This is a genomic window from Wenzhouxiangella sp. YN1, from assembly GCF_056324145.1.
Genome location: NZ_JBJNIO010000152.1, coordinates 25194 through 42377, shown reverse-complemented (window position 1 = coordinate 42377; position 17184 = coordinate 25194). Strand labels below are relative to the sequence as shown.

Sequence of the window (17184 nt, the reverse complement as noted above, 5' to 3'; positions counted from 1 at the left end):
CAACCAGCCAACCAGCCAACCAGCCAACCAGCCAACCAGCCAACCAGCCAACCAGCCAACCAGCCAACCAGCCAACCAGCCAACCAGCCAACCAGCCAACCAGCCAACCAGCCAACCAGCCAACCAGCCAACCAGCAGGCTACAATAAAACGCTTTGACAAAACGGAGCCCACATGTCCCGTCTGGACAGTCAAGTCAACCGCAAGGACGCCGACTTTGTCGAGCGCGACCGGCACCACCGTCAGCTGGCCGACGAGCTGCGCAAGAAACTGGAGCGCACCGCCCTGGGCGGGCCTGAAAGATCGCGCCAGAGGCATGAAGACCGGGGCAAGCTGCTGCCGCGTGAGCGCGTTCGCACGCTGCTCGATCCGGGCAGCCCGTTTCTGGAAGTGGCCCCGCTGGCTGCCGACGGCCTGTACGAAGATGCCGCGCCGGGCGCCGGCATGATCGCCGGGATCGGTCGAGTCAACGGCAGCGAATGCATGATCGTGGCCAACGACGCCACCGTAAAAGGCGGCACCTACTATCCGATGACGGTCAAAAAGCACCTGCGGGCCCAGGAAATCGCGCTGGAAAACCACCTGGCGTGCATCTACCTGGTCGACTCCGGCGGCGCCTTCCTGCCGCTGCAGGACGAGGTCTTTCCCGACCGCGACCACTTTGGCCGCATTTTCTACAACCAGGCCCGACTGTCGGCGAAGAACATTCCGCAGATCGCGGTGGTCATGGGATCGTGCACCGCCGGCGGCGCCTACGTGCCGGCCATGTGCGACGAGGCAGTGATCGTCAGGGAACAAGGCACGATCTTTCTCGGCGGGCCACCCCTGGTCAAGGCCGCTACCGGCGAAGAAGTCGACGCCGAGACCCTGGGCGGCGCCGACGTGCACACGCGCCTGTCGGGGGTGGCCGACCACTTTGCCGAAAACGACACCCACGCCCTGGCCATCGCCCGCGACCTGGTCGGCAACCTCAATCGCCCGGCCCCGGCCTTTGGGCCGAGCACGACGCCGCAAGAACCGGCGTGGCCGGCCGCGGACATCTACGGCATTCTGCCCGACGACACGCGCCACCCTTTCGATGTCCGCGAAATCATCGCCCGCATCGTCGACGGTTCGGTGTTCGACGAATTCAAGGCGCGCTACGGCACCACCCTGGTCTGCGGCTTCGCGCGCATTCACGGCTACACCATCGGCATCGTCGCCAACAACGGCATCCTGTTTTCAGAATCGGCCCAGAAGGGCGCGCACTTCATTCAGCTTTGCAATCAGCGCAACATCCCGCTGGTGTTCCTGCAGAACATCACCGGCTTCATGGTCGGCAAGAAATACGAGCAATCGGGTATCGCCCGCGACGGCGCCAAGATGGTGACCGCCGTGGCCTGCTCGCACGTGCCCAAGTTCACGGTTGTCATCGGCGGATCCTTCGGTGCCGGCAACTACGCCATGTGCGGCCGCGCCTACCAGCCGCGCTTTTTGTGGATGTGGCCCAACGCGCGCATCTCGGTGATGGGCGGTGAACAGGCCGCCAGCGTACTGGCCACGATCAAGCGCGACTCACTGGAGGCACGCGGCGAAACCTGGCCAGAGGATGAGGAAGAGCAGTTCAAGGCTCCCATCCGCGACGAGTATGAACAACAGGGCCACCCCTACTACGCCAGCGCGCGCCTGTGGGACGACGGCATCATCGATCCCATCGACACCCGTCGCGTGCTTGGACTGGCCATCGCCGCCTCGGCCAACGCCCCGATCGAGCGCGAGCGCTTCGGCGTATTCAGGATGTAAAAAAGCAATTCTCTCCACAGATGAACACTTTCGATCTTGACTTTGAATTTCTGCCATGACTGAACTACTGAAACTCGATATTGACAACCGCGGCGTCGCCACAGTGACGCTCAACCGACCGGAGGTGCACAACGCCTTCAACGCCGAGCTCGTTGCCGGGCTGTCGGAGACGTTCGACAAGGTCGCCGGCAAGGATGCCAGGGTGATGATTCTGACCGGCGAGGGCCACAGCTTTTCCGCCGGCGCGGACCTCAACTGGATGCGCGCCATGGCCGAGGCTACCGAGTCGGAAAACCGCGACGACGCCAGGCGTCTGGCCGCGATGCTGCGCAAGCTCGACCGGATGCCCTGCCCGACCATCGCGCGGGTCAACGGCCATGCCTTCGGTGGCGGCGTCGGGCTGATCGCCTGCTGCGATCTGGCCGTGGCATTGGAGACCGCGAAATTCGGGCTCACCGAGGTCAGGCTCGGCCTGGCGCCGGCCACTATCGCACCGTTTGTCCTCCCGCGCATCGGTGTCAACAACGCCCGCCATTACATGCTCACCGGCGAGCGTATCGACGCCGAACGCGCGGTACATATCGGCCTGGTCAGCGACACCGTGCCCCCCGGGCAGCTTGATGGCCACATCAACGACCTGGTCGCCCTGCTGCTGGCCGGTGGCCCGCACGCCCAGGCCCACTGCAAAGAGCTGATTCAGGCGCTCGCAGGCGGCCGCCTTGAGGCGCCCGAGACCGATCGCCGCACCTCCGAACTGATCGCCGCCCTACGCGTCTCCGCCGAAGGCCAGGAAGGCCTCAGCGCCTTCCTCGAAAAACGCAAGCCGTCCTGGGTAACGGGCGACTCCTGAAAAACAAAGGACCACGGAAATCACGGAATGACACGGAATGAACAACAACAGCGCCTGACGCACTCGAATCGAGGCCTCCGACTTCCCTCGGACGCCGATATTCAAAAGGCTGTATCCATTTTTCCGCGTCTTCCCGGCCCTCCCGTGGTTACAGGGTTTAATTGATCATGTTCAAGACCATCCTCATTGCCAACCGCGGCGAAATTGCCTGCCGCATCATCGCCACCTGCCGCCGTCTTGGCGTGGAAACCGTGGCCGTCCATTCCGACGCCGACGCCGGTGCCCGCCACGTGCGGCTGGCCGACCGGGCCGTGCATATTGGCGCGGCGCCGGCGCGCGAGTCGTATCTCGATGGTGAGCGCATCATCGCCGCCGCCAGGGATGCGGGTGCACAAGCCATTCACCCCGGCTACGGCTTTCTGGCTGAAAACGCGGACTTCGCCCGCGCTGTGGGCCAGGCCGGCCTGACGCTGATCGGCCCCTCGCCCGAAACCATGGAGCTGATGGGCTCCAAGGCCGCGGCCAAGGAAAAGATGGCGGCCGCCGGCGTGCCGCTGATCCCCGGCTATCACGACGAAGATCAGAGCGACGACACGCTCGCCTCCGAAGCCGAGCGCGTCGGCTATCCACTGATGCTCAAGGCTGCAGCCGGCGGCGGCGGCAAGGGCATGCGCGTGGTGCATTCGGCCGATGACTTCGCCGAGGCGCTGACGGCCGCCCGGCGCGAGGCCTCGGGGGCCTTCGGTGACGAGCGCATGATCCTCGAACGCTATCTGCCCAGGCCGCGTCATATCGAAGCGCAGATCTTTGCCGACGCGCACGGCAACACCGTCCACCTGTTCGAGCGCGATTGTTCCAGCCAGCGTCGGCACCAGAAAATCATCGAGGAGGCCCCGGCCGCCGACCTCAGCGACAAGGTTCGCCGGAACCTGCTGCAAGCTGCGGTTCGCGCCGCCGAGGCGGTCGACTACGTCGGCGCCGGCACGGTGGAATTTCTGGTCGACGGCGACGACTTCTTCTTTCTGGAGATGAATACCCGCCTGCAGGTCGAGCATCCGGTCACCGAATGCATCACCGGCCTCGATCTGGTTGAGTGGCAGCTGCGCGTCGCCGCCGGTCAGGCGCTGCCGCTGGCGCAAGACGACATAAGCGCGCAGGGCCACGCCATGGAAGCGCGCATCTATGCCGAGGACCCCGATCAGGGCTTCGTGCCCTCGACCGGACGCATCGAGGCGCTGGCGCTGCCCGAATCCGGCTGGGTGCGCATCGATTCGGGCGTGGAAACCGGCGACGAGGTCAGCATGCACTACGACCCGATGATCGCCAAGCTCGTTGTTCATGACGCCAGCCGCGAAGCCTGCCTGGCACGGCTCAACCAGGCGCTGGCCGCCAGCTTTGTCGCCGGCCCCACGACCAATCTCGGCTTTCTGCAGGCTCTGGCCGGCTCCAGGGTCTTTGCGGATGCCGCCGTCGACACCGGCCTGCTTGACCGCGATCTGGCATCGATCCTGGCGGCCGGCGAGCCACCGCGCGAGGTCTTCGCCGCGGCCGCCGGATACTGGCTGCTGCAGCAGGAAGCGGCCGCGACCGGGCAGACGCCCTGGGACACCTGCGACAGCTGGCGCCTGGGTGACACCGCCACGCGCACGCTGGACATCGAGGCTGCCGGCCAGCGCATGACCGTGGAGGCCACCGGCTTTGGCGGCGACTACCAACTGCATATCGACGGCGAGATTACGCCCACGCGCGTGCGCCAGCTCACCGCCAGCGAGTTCAACCTCACGCTCAACGGGCAGGGGCGCCGCTTGCAGTTACACCTTGTCGGTGACCACGGGCTGGAAGTCTGTCTCGACAACCGTCGCTGGCCGGTCAGCCGCCATGCGCGCTTCGAGGCGGCTGTCGACAGCAGCGCCAGCGACGGTCGTCTGCTGGCGCCGATGCCGGGCAAGATCCTCGAAATCCGCGCCAAAGCCGGTCAGACAGTCGCCGCGGGCGACACCCTGATGATCATGGAAGCGATGAAGATGGAACTGACCATCAAGGCACCGATAAACGGCGAAATCGCCGCCATGGCTGTGGCAGCAGAAGATATTGTCGAAGCCGACACTTTGCTGCTCGCCATCGACCCGGCGACGGACTCCTAGCCCGTCTTGGCGCGGCTTTGCCAGGGCCTGAGGACACCGGGTTCTCGAGGCTCGCGAAAGTAGAGAGAGATCGGCATGCACAAGTTCGCGCTCGCCAGCGTGGCATGGTTGCTGACCCTGCCCGCCGCCTGCCAGGCGGAGCACTCGATGGAAGTATCTGCCAGCGCCTATACCCTGCGCGAGATTGAAACCAAGAAGGGCAACATCGGGCTGGCTGCCTGGGGCGATCAGCTCGAGCCGGGCATGAAGGCAATTGCCGTCTCGCGAGATCTGATCAGACGCGGCCTCGACCACGGCACCGAAGTGCGCATCGAAGGCCTGGAGGGCACCTACATCGTGCGCGACAAGATGAACAAGCGCTGGCGCAAGAAGATCGATATCTTCATGGGCACCGACGTCAAACGAGCCAGAAACTGGGGCCAGCGCGAGGTCACGATTCACTGGAACGTCGACGACGAGTAGCGCCTGCCCAAAACAATAGCGCAACACGAAAGTCGCGAGGCAGGGTACGAAGCGGACAAGGAAAAGAGCGAATCATGCGCGATCTTCGTGCCCTCTCCTGCCCTTCGTGTTATTCATGCAGCTGTCTGAATCGACACAAGACCAGAAGCCGGAACGACAACCCGATGACACGATCCGAAGCACTCCAGCGCATCCGTGCGCTGGACGACGACTTTCACGAGGCGGGCATCTTCGATCCAGACGCGCTCGATTACCTGATCGATCAGGCGAAAGCACGCCCGATCCGCCACTCGGCCGAGACCGGATGCGGCGTCTCGACGCTGGCGATGTCCTGGCTGAGCTCGGATCACAGCGTCTTTACCCTCTCGCACTACGGTGAGAAGACACCCTGCCGGAGCTACATAAACGTTCGCGACAGCGAGCTGCTCAAGCCCGACGTCGTGTCCTTCCAGCCGGGCCCGACGCAGTCGACGCTGCCGCGCCATGAGTTCAGGCACCCGCTCGATCTGGTCATCATCGATGGCCCGCACGGCTTTCCGTTTCCGCAGATGGAGTACTACTACTTCTATCCGCAGATGGCCGCCGGCGGGCTGCTGGTCGTCGACGACATCCACATCCCCACCGTTCGCTGGCTGCACGACTTCCTGTGCGCAGACGACATGTTCGATCTGCAGCGCTGTGTGGGCAACACCGCTTTCTTCCAGCGCACTCGGCACGAGATGTTCAACCCGCTCGGCGACGACTGGTGGAAGCAGGGCTACAACCGCAAATGGCTCCGGCAACGCCCGACATTGCGCGAGCGAGTGGCGCGGCTGTTGCGACGCTGAGGCGGCCACGGCCAGGGCCGCGCTCTTCCCAGCGGGCGCCAGGCCGCGAACCCGACGCCGACCAGACGGTCTGAAGCTGTAGGCTCGGATCGGGAATTTTCCATGCGGTGGATCGTCAGCGTCATCATCGTACTGATACTGGTCGGCGGACTGTGGTGGATGGAGCAACGGCGTCAGGCGGAGCTCGCGCCGCAACCCGACGCGAGCTCCCTGCCCCGAACCGCACCGCCAGAGCCGCGCTATCCACAGCCCGGAGCGCCGCCGTCGTCGGCCGGCACTGCCGACAAGACGCCCCGACAACCAGCGCAGGAGCAACCCGCGCTGCCGGCCGACAAGCTCGAACCGGACCACGAGCCACTGCCCCCGCTTCCGGAACTGGACGACAGCGACGCCAGCGCACTCGAGGCCATTGCCAACCTGTTTGACGGCTCGCTTGCGCGCCAGTGGATCAAGCCGGAATTCGTCATTCCCCGAACCGTGGCTATGGTCAACAGCCTCGATGGCCAGGCACCAGCACTCGAAAGCTGGCCCGTCAGCCCGGTGACCACAGCGCCCGTGGTCAACAAGCGCAAGGACAGCAAAACGCGGCTCTGGACGGAGGCCAACGCCCAACGCTATGCCGACCATGTTGCCGCACTCGGGTCGGTGCCGCCGGCACAGGCCGCGGCCGTTTACGCCCGCTACCACCCGCTCTTCCAGCAGGCCTGGCAGGAGCTGGGCGAGACCGAACCCTATTTCAACGATCGGCTGATCGATATCATCGACCACCTGCTGGCCACGCCGGAAGTCGAGCTGCCGATCGAGGTCGTACCCTGGGAGGGCCATCTGCGCTTTGCTGATCAATCGCTGCAGGATCAGTCCTGGGGGCGAAAGCTTCTGATCCGCACGGGGCCGCGACACGCCGCAACGATCAAACGCTGGCTGCGAGAGTTCAAGACCAGCATCACGGAAAGCACGCCCGGCACATAGGCGCCGGTATCACTCAGCGAGAGTCAGCCGGCTGATCTTCTGAAAGCCTCTGGGCAGCTTTCTGCCGCGCTGGGCGCGCTCGCCCCAGTAGTTTTCGGTGTCGGCCCAGCTCATGCGCAGGTAGCGCTGCCCCGCCCAGACCAGACAGTCCTCGCCGGCGGCGATGACGATCGCGCCGGCCATTTTTTCGCCAGCCTTGCTCGCCTTCGCCGGAATATTGATGAGCTTGTTGCCCTTGCCCTTGCTCAGCTCGGGCAGCTCGGTGAGGTAATAAGCCAGCAGATAGCCTTCGTTGGTAGCGCAGACGATGACGGCTTCATCATCTTCGGTAAACGGCGCAATCGGCAACACGCCAGAGCCGGCCGGCACGGTGAGCATCTGCTTGCCGGCCTTCTGGCGGGTGTGCAGGTTCTCAAGCCGGGTGATGAAGCCGTAGCCGGCGTCCGAGGCCAGCAGCACGCGATCTTCCGGCGCGCCCAGGGCCACGCTCTTGAAAACGGCATCCGGTTTCGGGCTGAATCGCCCGGTCAGCGGCTCGCCCAGGCTGCGCGCCGACGGCAGCTCGTGCGCGATCAGGGAATAGCTGCGGCCACTGGAATCGAGGAAACAGGCCGTTTGCGTGCTGCGGCCGCGGGCAGCGGCCAGGCAGGCGTCGCCGGCGCGGTAGTTGAGCTCCTCGGGCTTGATGTCATGGCCCTTGGCCGCGCGTACCCAGCCGTTTTCACTCAACACCACGGTCACCGGCTCGGACGGCACCAGGTCGGTTTCCTTCAGCGCCTGGGCGGCGGCGCGCTCGACCAGCTGTGAGCGGCGCTCGTCGCCGTATTTTTCCGCATCTTCAAGCAGCTCGTCGCGGATCAGGCGGGTGAGCCTCCTCGGCGAGCCGAGAATGGCCTCGATCTGCTGGCGCTCGGCCTCGAGCTCGTCCTTCTCGCCGTTGATCTTCATCTCCTCGAGCTTCGCCAGATGGCGCAGTTTCAGCTCGAGAATGGCTTCCGCCTGCGTCCCGGTCAGCTCGAAGCGCGTCATCAGCACCGGTTTGGGCTCGTCTTCGGTGCGGATGATCTGGATCACCTCGTCGATATTGAGATAGGCGATCAGCAGGCCGTCAAGAATATGCAGACGATCGACAACCTGATCGAGGCGGAATTCAAGCCGCCGGGTCACCGTCTGGCGGCGGAAGGCCAGCCACTCGATGAGCAGATCCTTGAGGTTGCGCACGCCCGGCCGACCGTCGAGACCGATGACGTTGAGGTTCATGCGCGCACTCTTTTCCAGATCGGTGGTCGCGAACAGGTGGTCCATCAGCTGCTCGATATCGACGCGGTTGGAGCGCGGCACGATCACCAGGCGGGTGGGGTGCTCGTGGTCGGATTCGTCGCGCAAGTCGGTAACCCAGGGCAGTTTTTTGGCCTGCATCTGCCCGGCAATCTGCTCGAGCACCTTGGCCGGCGAAACCTGGTGGGGCAGCGCGGTGATGATGATCTCCTCGCCTTCCTTCTCCCACTTCGCGCGCTGGCGAATGCCGCCCGAGCCGCTCTCGTAGAGCGCCAGCAGATCCTCGCGCGAGCTGACGATCTCGGGCCCGCCGGGAAAGTCCGGCGCGGGAATGTGCTCGCATAGCTCGGCGACCGTCGTTTTCTTCGGCGCCTCCAGCAGGCGGATACAGGCCGATACAACCTCGTTGAGGTTGTGCGGCGGGATGTCGGTGGCCATGCCCACGGCAATGCCCTGCCCGCCGTTGAGCAGCACGTTGGGCAATCTGGCCGGCAGCAGCGTCGGCTCCTTGAGCGTGCCGTCGAAGTTGGGCGCCCACTCGACCGTGCCCTGCCCCAGCTCGGCCAGCAGGGTTCTGGCATACGGTGCCAGCCGCGACTCGGTATAGCGCATGGCGGCAAACGACTTGGGGTCGTCGGCCGAACCGAAGTTGCCCTGCCCGTCGACCAGCGGATAGCGGTACGAAAACGGCTGAGCCATCAGCACCATGGCCTCGTAACAGGCCGAATCGCCGTGCGGGTGGAACTTGCCGATCACATCGCCGACCGTGCGCGCGGACTTCTTGTGCTTGGAGGCCGCGGAAAGCCCCAGCTCGCTCATGGCATAGACGATGCGCCGCTGCACGGGCTTGAGACCATCGCCGACGTGCGGCAGGGCGCGGTCGAGCACCACGTACATGGCGTAGTCGAGATAGGCGCGCTCGGCGTAGGTGCGCAAGGGTTGCTGTTCAAAATCGCCGGAAACAGGTTTGATGTCGCTCATGGCGGGGAATTGTCGCCGATGACGGGCCGTCTTGTCACAGTCATGCGCCCGCCGTGTCCATCCTGCCAGGCTCAAGCGCCCGGCAGTGGGCAGCGAGGCTGGCGCAGTGACCATGGCGCCGCTCCTTGACAGGTGCGGCGCCTGGCTTCGCCTTCAGCGCCTGAAGATTGCGCGCTCGGCGTTGTCGGGCAGGTCCCGGTACTTCGCGTTGTTTTGAGTGACTCCGATCGGGCGCTCTGCCTCATTGGGAAGGTCCCGGCTCTTCGCTTTGCTGCGGCCGGGACGCTGATTGGCTCGCGAGCGAGCCAATCAGCGCTTGATGAACCTCAGAGTGAAGCGGTCGCTTTCGCCGATCTGAAGATATTTTTCTTCGTCTTCACCCTCGGGCACGTTCAGGCTTGGCGGCAGAGTCCACACGCCGTTGGGGTGGTCGGCGCTGTCGGCGGGGTTGGCATTGATCTCGCTGGCCTCATCGAGCACGAAGCCTTCGGACTCGACCACGCCCACGACCCAGTCCTGCTTGACGTAGCCGCCGGCCATGTGCTGGTTGCCGGCGCGGTCTTCGGGCAGGCGGTGCTCGACGATACCGAAGATGCCGCCGGGCTTGAGCACCTGATAAGCAGCTTTGGCCATGGCGCGAAACCCGCCGTCGCCGGCATAGCTGTGCACGTTGCGGAACGTGAGCACCATGTCGGCAGATTCAGGCTCACCCAGGTCGGTCATTGCCGGCGGATCAAAAGCGATGATCTCGATATCGCCGAAGCGCTCGGCCGCAATGCGCTTCTTGAAAGTCGCCATGCCGGGCTCGTAATAGCCGGGCAGGTCTTCCTGGTCCATGTTCCAGTGCGCGGCGATCAGCTCGCCTTCATCGGCCAGGTAGGGGCCGAGTATTTCGGTATACCAGCCGCCGCCGGGCGAGATTTCCACCACGGTCATATCCGGCTCGATGCCGAAGAACATCAGCGTCTCGTAGGGATGGCGATACTGATCCCGCTCGGCTTCCGAAGACGGACGCTCCGAACTTTCGATCACGCCCTCGAGCTTGTCGTCGGCCAGCGCCGAAGCAGTCAGTAACAGCGCCGAAATCGCAAAACTACCTGCCTGCAGTGCTTTCATGATGTTTCCTCTGTACGTTGGCGGTGAGTTGGAACAAGCGATGCCCGCTACGCGCGTATTTGCGCTCGAACGGGCTGATCGGCTCGTCAGGCAGAAAAGATACCACGTTCACGTCTGCCACTCCGGCCAGCGCCAGCGCCCGGGCAAACTCGTCGACGTAGAGCTGGAAGTTGCTGCGCAGCTCCAGGCGACCCGCCAATGCGAGCAGATCGGGGAAAGCCGGGTGGCCATGCCAGCGCCGCTTGAGGTGCCCGGGCTTGGGCCAGGGGTTGGGATAGAGCAGATAGTGATACGCAAGCTGCCAGCCGGCCTGAACGGCCAGGCGCCAGAAATCGGCGAGTTCGGCGCGAATCAGACAGGCATTGGTTGGCAACTCAACCGGCCGGGCCAGGCGAGCGGCGCTCTTGTCGACACCGATGATCAGACTGTCAGGATGCCTGGACGCCAGCAGAGCGGTCGAAGCCCCGGTACCGCAGCCCGAGTCCAGCACCAGCGGGAGGTTGGGATCAATGGATACAGCCAGCTCGTTGAAGGCGCGGCGGCTGTAATCACGGATCGGTGACCGCCACTGGTGACGAAGATGGCGCAGCACGGTCTCCTCGAGCCGCCGGTGCGGGCCGGTCTGCGAGGTCTGCGGAATGCGTGAATCAGCCACGGGAATGACCTAGGTGGCCTGAAGGCAGGAACAAGAGATGGTGGGCCGTGAAGGACTCGAACCTTCAACCAATAGGTTAAAAGCCTACTGCTCTACCATTGAGCTAACGGCCCGTGAAAACCGAGCCGCATATAATACCCCGGGCACGGCCTGTGCTCAAGCCGCATTAATCATTTTCTTTCGCCAGCTCCAGAACAACCTCGCGGACGCCGTCTTCATCCACGGACCCGAGCCTGAAGCCCAGGTCCTCGGCCAGGCCGAGCATGCGCACATTCTGCTGCTGCACCTGGCCGACCACTTCACGCACGCCGGTTTCCCGGCAGTGCTCGATGAGCTTTTTCAGCAGGATGCGCCCGAGACCGCGGCGCTTGATGCGCGAGCGCACGACCACGGCGAACTCGGCGCGGTGGCCAGTGGAGTCCTTGGCGATACGCGCCACGCCCTGCGTGCGCTTGTCGTCGTCGGCGGCAATGAACGCCATCTCGCGCTCGTAGTCAATCTGGGTAAAACGCGCCAGCTGCGAGTGTTCAGGCTCGCGAATCACGCCGAAGAAGCGAAAGCGGACGTCGTCGGCCTCGAGACTGTTGAAGAAATCACGGTGGGCCGGCTCGTCCTCGGGACGAATTGGCCGGATCGTGATTTCACCGCCGGCGAAAGGTACGCGCTCGACCAGATGCGTGGGATAGGGTGCGATCGCCGGCTGCGGTCGCGGGCCGGCTTCAGGGGCCCGGAGTTCGATACGGGCGTCGAGGGCGACCACGCCCTCATCATCGGCCAGCAGCGGGTTGATATCGAGCGACTCGACCATGTCCAGATCGGTCATCAGGCGCGCGGCGCGAACCAGTACGTCGCAGACCAGGTCAGCGCGCGCGGCCGGCCGATGACGATAGCCGGCCAGCAGTTTCGCCACCCGCGTGCGATCGATCATCTGCCGGGCCAGGCTCATGTTCAGCGGCGGCAGACCGACGACGGTGTCGGCGACCACCTCCACCGAGGTACCGCCGCTGCCGAACAGCATGACCGGCCCGAAAACGGGATCGGTGCTGGCGCCGATGATCAATTCCACGCTGTGGGCGCGGCGAACCATCTGCTGGACCGAGAAGCCCTCCAGCTCGGCGTTGTCGTGGTCGGCCACGCGGCGGGCGATACCCTCGGCGGCCTCGCGCACGGCCTGCTCGGAGGCCAGGTCGAGCACCACGCCACCGACATCCGACTTGTGGGTAATATCGGCGGAAATCAGCTTCAGCGCCACCGGAAAACCGATCTCCGCGGCCAGCCGCGCCGCATCGTCCGGGGTCGGACTTGCCCTGCGCGTTTCCACAACCGGAATCCCATAGGCCGACAGTACGCGTTTGGCCTCGATTTCACTCAGCCAGGTGCGCTCCTCGTCACGTGCGCGCTCAAGCACCACCGCGACCGAGTCGGGATCCATTCGCTCGGAGGTGGGCATTTCCGACGGTGTTTCCATCAGCGCGACCTGGTTGGCGCGATACTCCTGCAAGGCCAGAAAGGCAGCCACCGCGTCGGTCGGCGACAGAAACCCCGGCAGGCCGGCGGCGGCAAAGGCCTCATAGGCCTCGCGGGCCGAGGCGCCGCCCAGCCAGCAGCCGAAAACCGGCCTCGACGCGGCCGCAGCGATTGGCGCCAGCCCTTCAGCGATCTCGCGGCTGCCGGCCAGGGCCGTGGGCGCATGCACCACCAGCACGGCATCGATCTCATCCGCCGCCAGCAGAATTTCCAGCGCCTTGACGTAACGCTGTGCCGATGCGTCACCGATGATGTCAACCGGATTGCCGCGCGACCAGTTGTGCGGCAACACCGCGTCGAGCTCTTCGAGCGTACCGGCATCCAGTTCAGCCAGCTGCCCGCCGCCAAGCACCAGCTCGTCCGTGGCCAGAATGCCCGGCCCCCCGCCGTTGGTCAGAATCGCCAGGCGCCCGCCCCGGTGCGGACGCACGCGGCCAAGAAACTCGGCGGCACGAAAAAGGTCCTCGATGCCGTCGACGCGCAGCGCACCGGCGCGGCGGATGGCCGCGGCGTAGACCTCGTCGCGGCCGGCCAGCGCGCCGGTGTGCGAGGCCGCGGCTTTGGCGCCTTCGGGCGCGCGCCCGGACTTGACCACCACCAGCGGCTTGTTGCGCGAAGCGGCCCGCGAGGCGGACATGAACTTGCGCCCGTCGGTCAGTGCTTCCATGTACAGCAGGATCGAGCGCGTGCGGACATCCGAGCCCAGGTAGTCAATGACGTCGCCGATGTCGACATCCAGGCAGTTGCCCATCGAGACGAACGACGAGAAGCCGATATCACGCTCGGCCGCCCAGTCGAGCACCGTGGTGGCCAGCGCGCCGGACTGGGTGACAAAGGCAACGCGTCCGGGCGCGGGCCGACCCGGTGCGAAGCTGGCGTTCAGGCCGCTGCCCGGCACCATCAACCCGACGCAGTTGGGGCCGAGAAAACGCAGCCCGTGGCGACCGGCATGCGCGAGCATTTCCGACTCGAGATCACGGCCGACGGCCTGACTGGCTTCGCTGAAGCCGGCGGTTATGACGACCGCAGCCCGCGTACCCAGCATGCCCAGCTCGTCAATGATGCCGGGGACAGTCGGCGGCGGCGTACAGATCACGCCCAGGTCGGGCGCCTCAGGCAGGTCGCGGCTGCTGCGAAAAGCACGCCGACCGGCCACCTCGCGATGATTCAGATTGAGCGGATAAAGTGCGCCCTTGAAGCCACCATCAAGCAGATTGGAAAACACCGCCTGACCGACGCTGCCGGACCGATCCGAGGCACCGAAGACCGCGATCGAGCGCGGTTGGAACATGCGGTCGAGATGGCGAATGGACATGCCCGGCTCCCTGGGAGGATTGGTTGTATCGGGGGCAGGTTAGCACGGTCGCCGCCGGGGGCGGCGCAGCGGCTGCAGGCTCAATCCCGCTCGTTGAGCCTCGCCTTGGCCGCCTTGTAGACCGCCTCGAGTTCGGGGTGGTCAAGATCAGCCAGGTCGAGCGCGCGCTCGTGCGCCAGCGATTCCATGGTCCGAAAACGCCGCTCGAACTTGTGGTTGCAGCGCCGAAGTGCCGCGCCGGGATCAACGTCGAGCTTGCGCGCCAGGTTGGTGATCACAAACAGCAGGTCGCCAACTTCTTCTTCGATATTGTCCGCGTCCTCGTTGGCGAGCGCAGCGCGCAGTTCATCGGTCTCTTCGCGCAGCTTGTCGAAGATGGGCTCGATATCCGGCCAGTCAAAACCAACGCGCGCAGCGCGCTTTTGGAGCTTGACGGCACGCCGGAGCGCCGGCAGCCCGCGTGCAACGCCGTCGAGCAGGCCGGCATCGGCCTGCCCCTTTTCGGCGCGCTCGGCCGCCTTGATCTCTTCCCAGCTGGCGACCTGCTGCGCGGCGCTGTCGAAGGATGCGTCGCTAAACACATGCGGGTGGCGGCGCACCATCTTGTCAGAGATGCTGGCAGCCACATCGCTGAAGTCGAACAGGGACTGTTCTTCAGCCATGCGGGCGTGAAAAACCACCTGAAAGAGCAGGTCGCCGAGCTCGTCGCGCAGGTCGTCGACATCCTCGCGCTCGATGGCGTCGGCCACTTCATGTGCTTCTTCGATGGTGTAGGGCGCGATGCTGCGAAAGGTCTGCTCACGGTCCCAGGGGCAGCCGCGATCTGGATCGCGCAGTTGCGCCATGATGGCGATCAGCCGCTGGATGGCGTCATCGTCGCTGGAAACCGGTTTGCTCATCGTGGCGGCAGGATAACCCGAAAGCGTGCCCCGCCGAGTGCCCCGCGGTCGACTTCCAGCCGACCACCGTTGGCCTCGACCAGCTCGCGCACGATCGACAGACCCAGCCCCTGCCCTTCGCGCTGCGCTTGCTCATCACCACGCTGGCCGCGCTCGAACAGGCGCTTGATCTCGAGGCCGGCGATGCCCGGCCCGTCATCCTCTATCTCGACGATCAAGCCGTCGTGCCTTGCACCCGGCTCGCCCGAGCGCACGGTCGCGCGCAGCCGGCCGTTGCCGTACTTGGCGGCGTTTTCCATCAGGTTGCCGCACACTTCCCAGAAGTCGCGCTCGTCCATGCGCGCAACCAGTTGTGCGTCGCCGGCGACTTCGGCGCGCAGGCCGGCATCCACGTACAGGCGCTCCAGCGAATCGGCCATGCGCTCTAGAATGGGGCGCGCTGCAACGGCACCGGGCAGCGTCCGCCGAGTGGAGCGCTGGGCGCGCTCGAGCTGGCGGCGGATGGTCTGCTCCATGTCATCGAGCTGTCGCGAGAGATCCCTGGGCTGAACCGACTCACTCGACTCCAGGCGGGCGCGCAGCACGGCCACCGGCGTTTTCAGCGCGTGGGCCAGGTCGGCCAGCGCTTCGGAATAACGTCGGGCATTGTCGCGCTCGGCGGCCAGCAGCGCGTTGAGGTTGTCGGTCAGCGGCCGCAGTTCGCGTGGATAGGCTCCCTCGATGCCCTCGCGCCGTCCCGTTTCGATGGCGGCCACTTCGGCGGCCACGCGCCGCAACGGCCTGAGAATGATCAGCAGCAACCCGGCCTGGCCGGCGATGATGAGCACCGCCGCCAGACCCAGCCAGCGCCACAGATCCTCGCGGAACCCGGCCAGCTCCATGCGCAGGCGGTTGGGGTCTTCGGCCGCCCAGATCGTGAGGTCGATGACGCGACCATCGGGCAGCTCCCAGCCCAGGCCAAGGGCGAACACGTTCCAGTTGCCGTCAGCCTCCAGGCCGCGGAACAGCTCGCTGCCGCGCTCGATACGGCGCGCCCTGGGTTGCGGCACCACGCCCACAAGCGACGGTGAACGCCACTCGCCCTGCGGCGTCATGGCGCCGCCGTGCAGGCTCGATCCCGGTCGATTGAGACGTGGCTCGGCCAGTGATTCGGGCATGCTCGGCTGCCCGCTCCGATCCACTTCGATTGTTGACAGGATCAGATAGACCACCGCTTCGAGGCGCTCGTGCATGTTGGCCTCGGCGGCATTGGTGAATACCCGGTCAATGGCGCCGCCAACGGCGGCCAGAGCGATCAGCAGGGCCAGCCCGGCACCGACCAGCAGGCGCACCAGCAGCGAGGGCGAGGCAGCGTTGCGCGCGGCCATGGCCAGCGCTCAGTCTGTGTCCTGGCGAAAACGGTAGCCGCGCCCGCGCAGCGTTTCGATCGGCTGCCATTCGCTTTCCGGATCGAGCTTCCGGCGCAGGCGGCCGATGATCACCTCGATGACGTTGCTGTCGGGATCGGCGTCCTCGTCGTAGAGATGCTCGTTGAGTTCCATCTTGGACACGACCCGATCCGGATGCAGCACGAAGTACTCCAGTACCTTGTACTCGAAGGTCGTCAGCTCCATCGGCTCACCGTCGAGGTGCACATCCTGGCTGGATAGATTGACCTGCAGCGGCCCGATGCGCACTTCCGGCGCCGCGTGGCCGGCCGAGCGGCGCAGCAGCGCGTTGACGCGCGCCATCAGCTCTTCGATACGGAAGGGCTTGGTGACGTAGTCATCGGCGCCGATCTCGAGCGCCTCGACCTTGTCCTGCCAGTCTGAACGAGCGGTCAGAATGAGAATGGGATATCTGAGCTCGCGTTCGCGCACCCGACGCACGATCTCCATGCCGCTCTCGCCCGGCAGACCAAGGTCGATGATGGCGAGATCAACCGGATATTCGGTGGCATAGTGCAAGCCGTCGATACCGTCGGCGGCCAGATCAACCGCGTGCCCCTGCCGTTTGAGCGCGCGGCCGAGCAGTTCGCGCAGCTCGGTTTCGTCCTCGACTACCAGAATACGCATGATTTCAGTCCTCGTCGGCGGGTACGCGCACCGTGCGCACCACGCCGTCGCCAGTGACAATGCGGATAACGTGCAGGCGACGCCCGTCGCGTTCGACGGTATGGGCCGAGACCACGCGGGCGTCGTATTCGTTGGCCACCTGCCGCGCGGCCTCCTCGAGCGTGATCGCCCAGACCGACGTCACCAGCGCGGCAGCCAGGATAGTGGCAATCAGGAGTTGGCGAAACAGTCGGGACATGGCGGCGCTTCGGTCAGTGGACGGGACGATTCTAGCGCGGCGCGATTAATCATTGCTGAACCCGCCGCCACAGGCTCAAGGAAGCCCG

General features: G+C 65.2%; 14 protein-coding genes and 1 tRNA gene. 6 read left to right on the top strand and 9 right to left on the bottom strand.

From position 1 onward, the window contains the following. Positions 1-173: 173 nt before the first annotated feature. The 6 genes from ACEWQZ_RS09875 (at position 174) to ACEWQZ_RS09850 (ending at position 7033) form a co-directional block, all read left to right on the top strand. Positions 174-1781: a carboxyl transferase domain-containing protein gene (locus ACEWQZ_RS09875; RefSeq protein ID WP_476482924.1), complete on the top strand. Its 1608-nt coding sequence runs from the start codon at positions 174-176 to the stop codon at positions 1779-1781. 55 nt (positions 1782-1836) lie between these two features. Continuing rightward, positions 1837-2631, top strand: a complete 795-nt coding sequence (locus ACEWQZ_RS09870; RefSeq protein ID WP_476482923.1) for an enoyl-CoA hydratase-related protein — start codon at positions 1837-1839, stop codon at positions 2629-2631. A 167-nt stretch (positions 2632-2798) separates the two neighbouring features. Continuing rightward, positions 2799-4775, top strand: a complete 1977-nt coding sequence (locus ACEWQZ_RS09865; RefSeq protein ID WP_476482922.1) for an acetyl/propionyl/methylcrotonyl-CoA carboxylase subunit alpha — start codon at positions 2799-2801, stop codon at positions 4773-4775. A 75-nt stretch (positions 4776-4850) separates the two neighbouring features. Next, a complete protein-coding gene (locus ACEWQZ_RS09860; RefSeq protein ID WP_476482921.1) occupies positions 4851-5237 on the top strand; it encodes a 3D domain-containing protein in 387 nt (128 codons plus the stop codon). A 164-nt stretch (positions 5238-5401) separates the two neighbouring features. Continuing rightward, positions 5402-6064 (top strand): class I SAM-dependent methyltransferase, encoded by a 663-nt coding sequence (locus ACEWQZ_RS09855; protein ID WP_476482920.1) that lies wholly within the window; start codon positions 5402-5404, stop codon positions 6062-6064. Between the two features lie 102 nt (positions 6065-6166). Beyond that, on the top strand, positions 6167-7033 hold the full coding sequence (locus ACEWQZ_RS09850) for a DUF3014 domain-containing protein (protein ID WP_476482919.1): 867 nt from the start codon (positions 6167-6169) through the stop codon (positions 7031-7033). Positions 7034-7042: 9 nt separating this feature from the next. On the opposite strand, the gene parC is transcribed toward ACEWQZ_RS09850, so the two are convergent. The 9 genes from parC to ACEWQZ_RS09805 form a co-directional block, all read right to left on the bottom strand. Further along, positions 7043-9292 (bottom strand): DNA topoisomerase IV subunit A, encoded by a 2250-nt coding sequence (gene parC, locus ACEWQZ_RS09845; protein ID WP_476482925.1) that lies wholly within the window; start codon positions 9290-9292, stop codon positions 7043-7045. A 309-nt stretch (positions 9293-9601) separates the two neighbouring features. After that, positions 9602-10408, bottom strand: coding sequence for a class I SAM-dependent methyltransferase (locus tag ACEWQZ_RS09840; RefSeq protein ID WP_476482918.1), 807 nt, complete (start codon positions 10406-10408; stop codon positions 9602-9604). Beyond that, entirely contained in the window at positions 10386-11063 is a 678-nt protein-coding gene (gene trmB / locus ACEWQZ_RS09835; RefSeq protein ID WP_476482917.1) for a tRNA (guanine(46)-N(7))-methyltransferase TrmB, read from the bottom strand. Before trmB ends, ACEWQZ_RS09840 begins: the two co-directional genes overlap by 23 nt. Before the next feature lie 38 nt (positions 11064-11101). Then, positions 11102-11176, bottom strand: a tRNA-Lys gene (locus ACEWQZ_RS09830). A gap of 53 nt (positions 11177-11229) precedes the next feature. Then, on the bottom strand, positions 11230-13905 hold the full coding sequence (locus ACEWQZ_RS09825) for a bifunctional acetate--CoA ligase family protein/GNAT family N-acetyltransferase (protein ID WP_476482916.1): 2676 nt from the start codon (positions 13903-13905) through the stop codon (positions 11230-11232). Between the two features lie 80 nt (positions 13906-13985). Further along, positions 13986-14804, bottom strand: a complete 819-nt coding sequence (gene mazG / locus ACEWQZ_RS09820; RefSeq protein ID WP_476482915.1) for a nucleoside triphosphate pyrophosphohydrolase — start codon at positions 14802-14804, stop codon at positions 13986-13988. After that, positions 14801-16171, bottom strand: a complete 1371-nt coding sequence (locus ACEWQZ_RS09815; protein ID WP_476482914.1) for an ATP-binding protein — start codon at positions 16169-16171, stop codon at positions 14801-14803. Before ACEWQZ_RS09815 ends, mazG begins: the two co-directional genes overlap by 4 nt. Positions 16172-16180: 9 nt before the next feature. Further along, on the bottom strand, positions 16181-16858 hold the full coding sequence (locus ACEWQZ_RS09810) for a response regulator transcription factor (RefSeq protein WP_476482913.1): 678 nt from the start codon (positions 16856-16858) through the stop codon (positions 16181-16183). A 4-nt stretch (positions 16859-16862) separates the two neighbouring features. Then, positions 16863-17096 carry a PepSY domain-containing protein gene (locus tag ACEWQZ_RS09805; RefSeq protein ID WP_476482912.1) on the bottom strand — a complete coding sequence of 78 codons (234 nt, stop codon included), beginning with the start codon at positions 17094-17096 and terminating at the stop codon, positions 16863-16865. Between the last annotated feature and the right edge of the window lie 88 nt (positions 17097-17184).

What these genes read in the sequence shown, in the direction of transcription:
- ACEWQZ_RS09810 (WP_476482913.1), bottom strand. Translation starts at nt 16,858, where the DNA reads ATGCGTATTCTGGTAGTCGAGGACGAAACCGAGCTGCGCGAACTGCTC.
- ACEWQZ_RS09840 (WP_476482918.1), bottom strand. Translation starts at nt 10,408, where the DNA reads ATGAAAGCACTGCAGGCAGGTAGTTTTGCGATTTCGGCGCTGTTACTG.
- ACEWQZ_RS09850 (WP_476482919.1), top strand. Translation starts at nt 6,167, where the DNA reads ATGCGGTGGATCGTCAGCGTCATCATCGTACTGATACTGGTCGGCGGA.
- ACEWQZ_RS09860 (WP_476482921.1), top strand. Translation starts at nt 4,851, where the DNA reads ATGCACAAGTTCGCGCTCGCCAGCGTGGCATGGTTGCTGACCCTGCCC.
- mazG (WP_476482915.1), bottom strand. Translation starts at nt 14,804, where the DNA reads ATGAGCAAACCGGTTTCCAGCGACGATGACGCCATCCAGCGGCTGATC.
- ACEWQZ_RS09855 (WP_476482920.1), top strand. Translation starts at nt 5,402, where the DNA reads ATGACACGATCCGAAGCACTCCAGCGCATCCGTGCGCTGGACGACGAC.
- ACEWQZ_RS09875 (WP_476482924.1), top strand. Translation starts at nt 174, where the DNA reads ATGTCCCGTCTGGACAGTCAAGTCAACCGCAAGGACGCCGACTTTGTC.
- ACEWQZ_RS09805 (WP_476482912.1), bottom strand. Translation starts at nt 17,096, where the DNA reads ATGTCCCGACTGTTTCGCCAACTCCTGATTGCCACTATCCTGGCTGCC.
- ACEWQZ_RS09825 (WP_476482916.1), bottom strand. Translation starts at nt 13,905, where the DNA reads ATGTCCATTCGCCATCTCGACCGCATGTTCCAACCGCGCTCGATCGCG.
- ACEWQZ_RS09815 (WP_476482914.1), bottom strand. Translation starts at nt 16,171, where the DNA reads ATGGCCGCGCGCAACGCTGCCTCGCCCTCGCTGCTGGTGCGCCTGCTG.
- parC (WP_476482925.1), bottom strand. Translation starts at nt 9,292, where the DNA reads ATGAGCGACATCAAACCTGTTTCCGGCGATTTTGAACAGCAACCCTTG.
- ACEWQZ_RS09870 (WP_476482923.1), top strand. Translation starts at nt 1,837, where the DNA reads ATGACTGAACTACTGAAACTCGATATTGACAACCGCGGCGTCGCCACA.
- ACEWQZ_RS09865 (WP_476482922.1), top strand. Translation starts at nt 2,799, where the DNA reads ATGTTCAAGACCATCCTCATTGCCAACCGCGGCGAAATTGCCTGCCGC.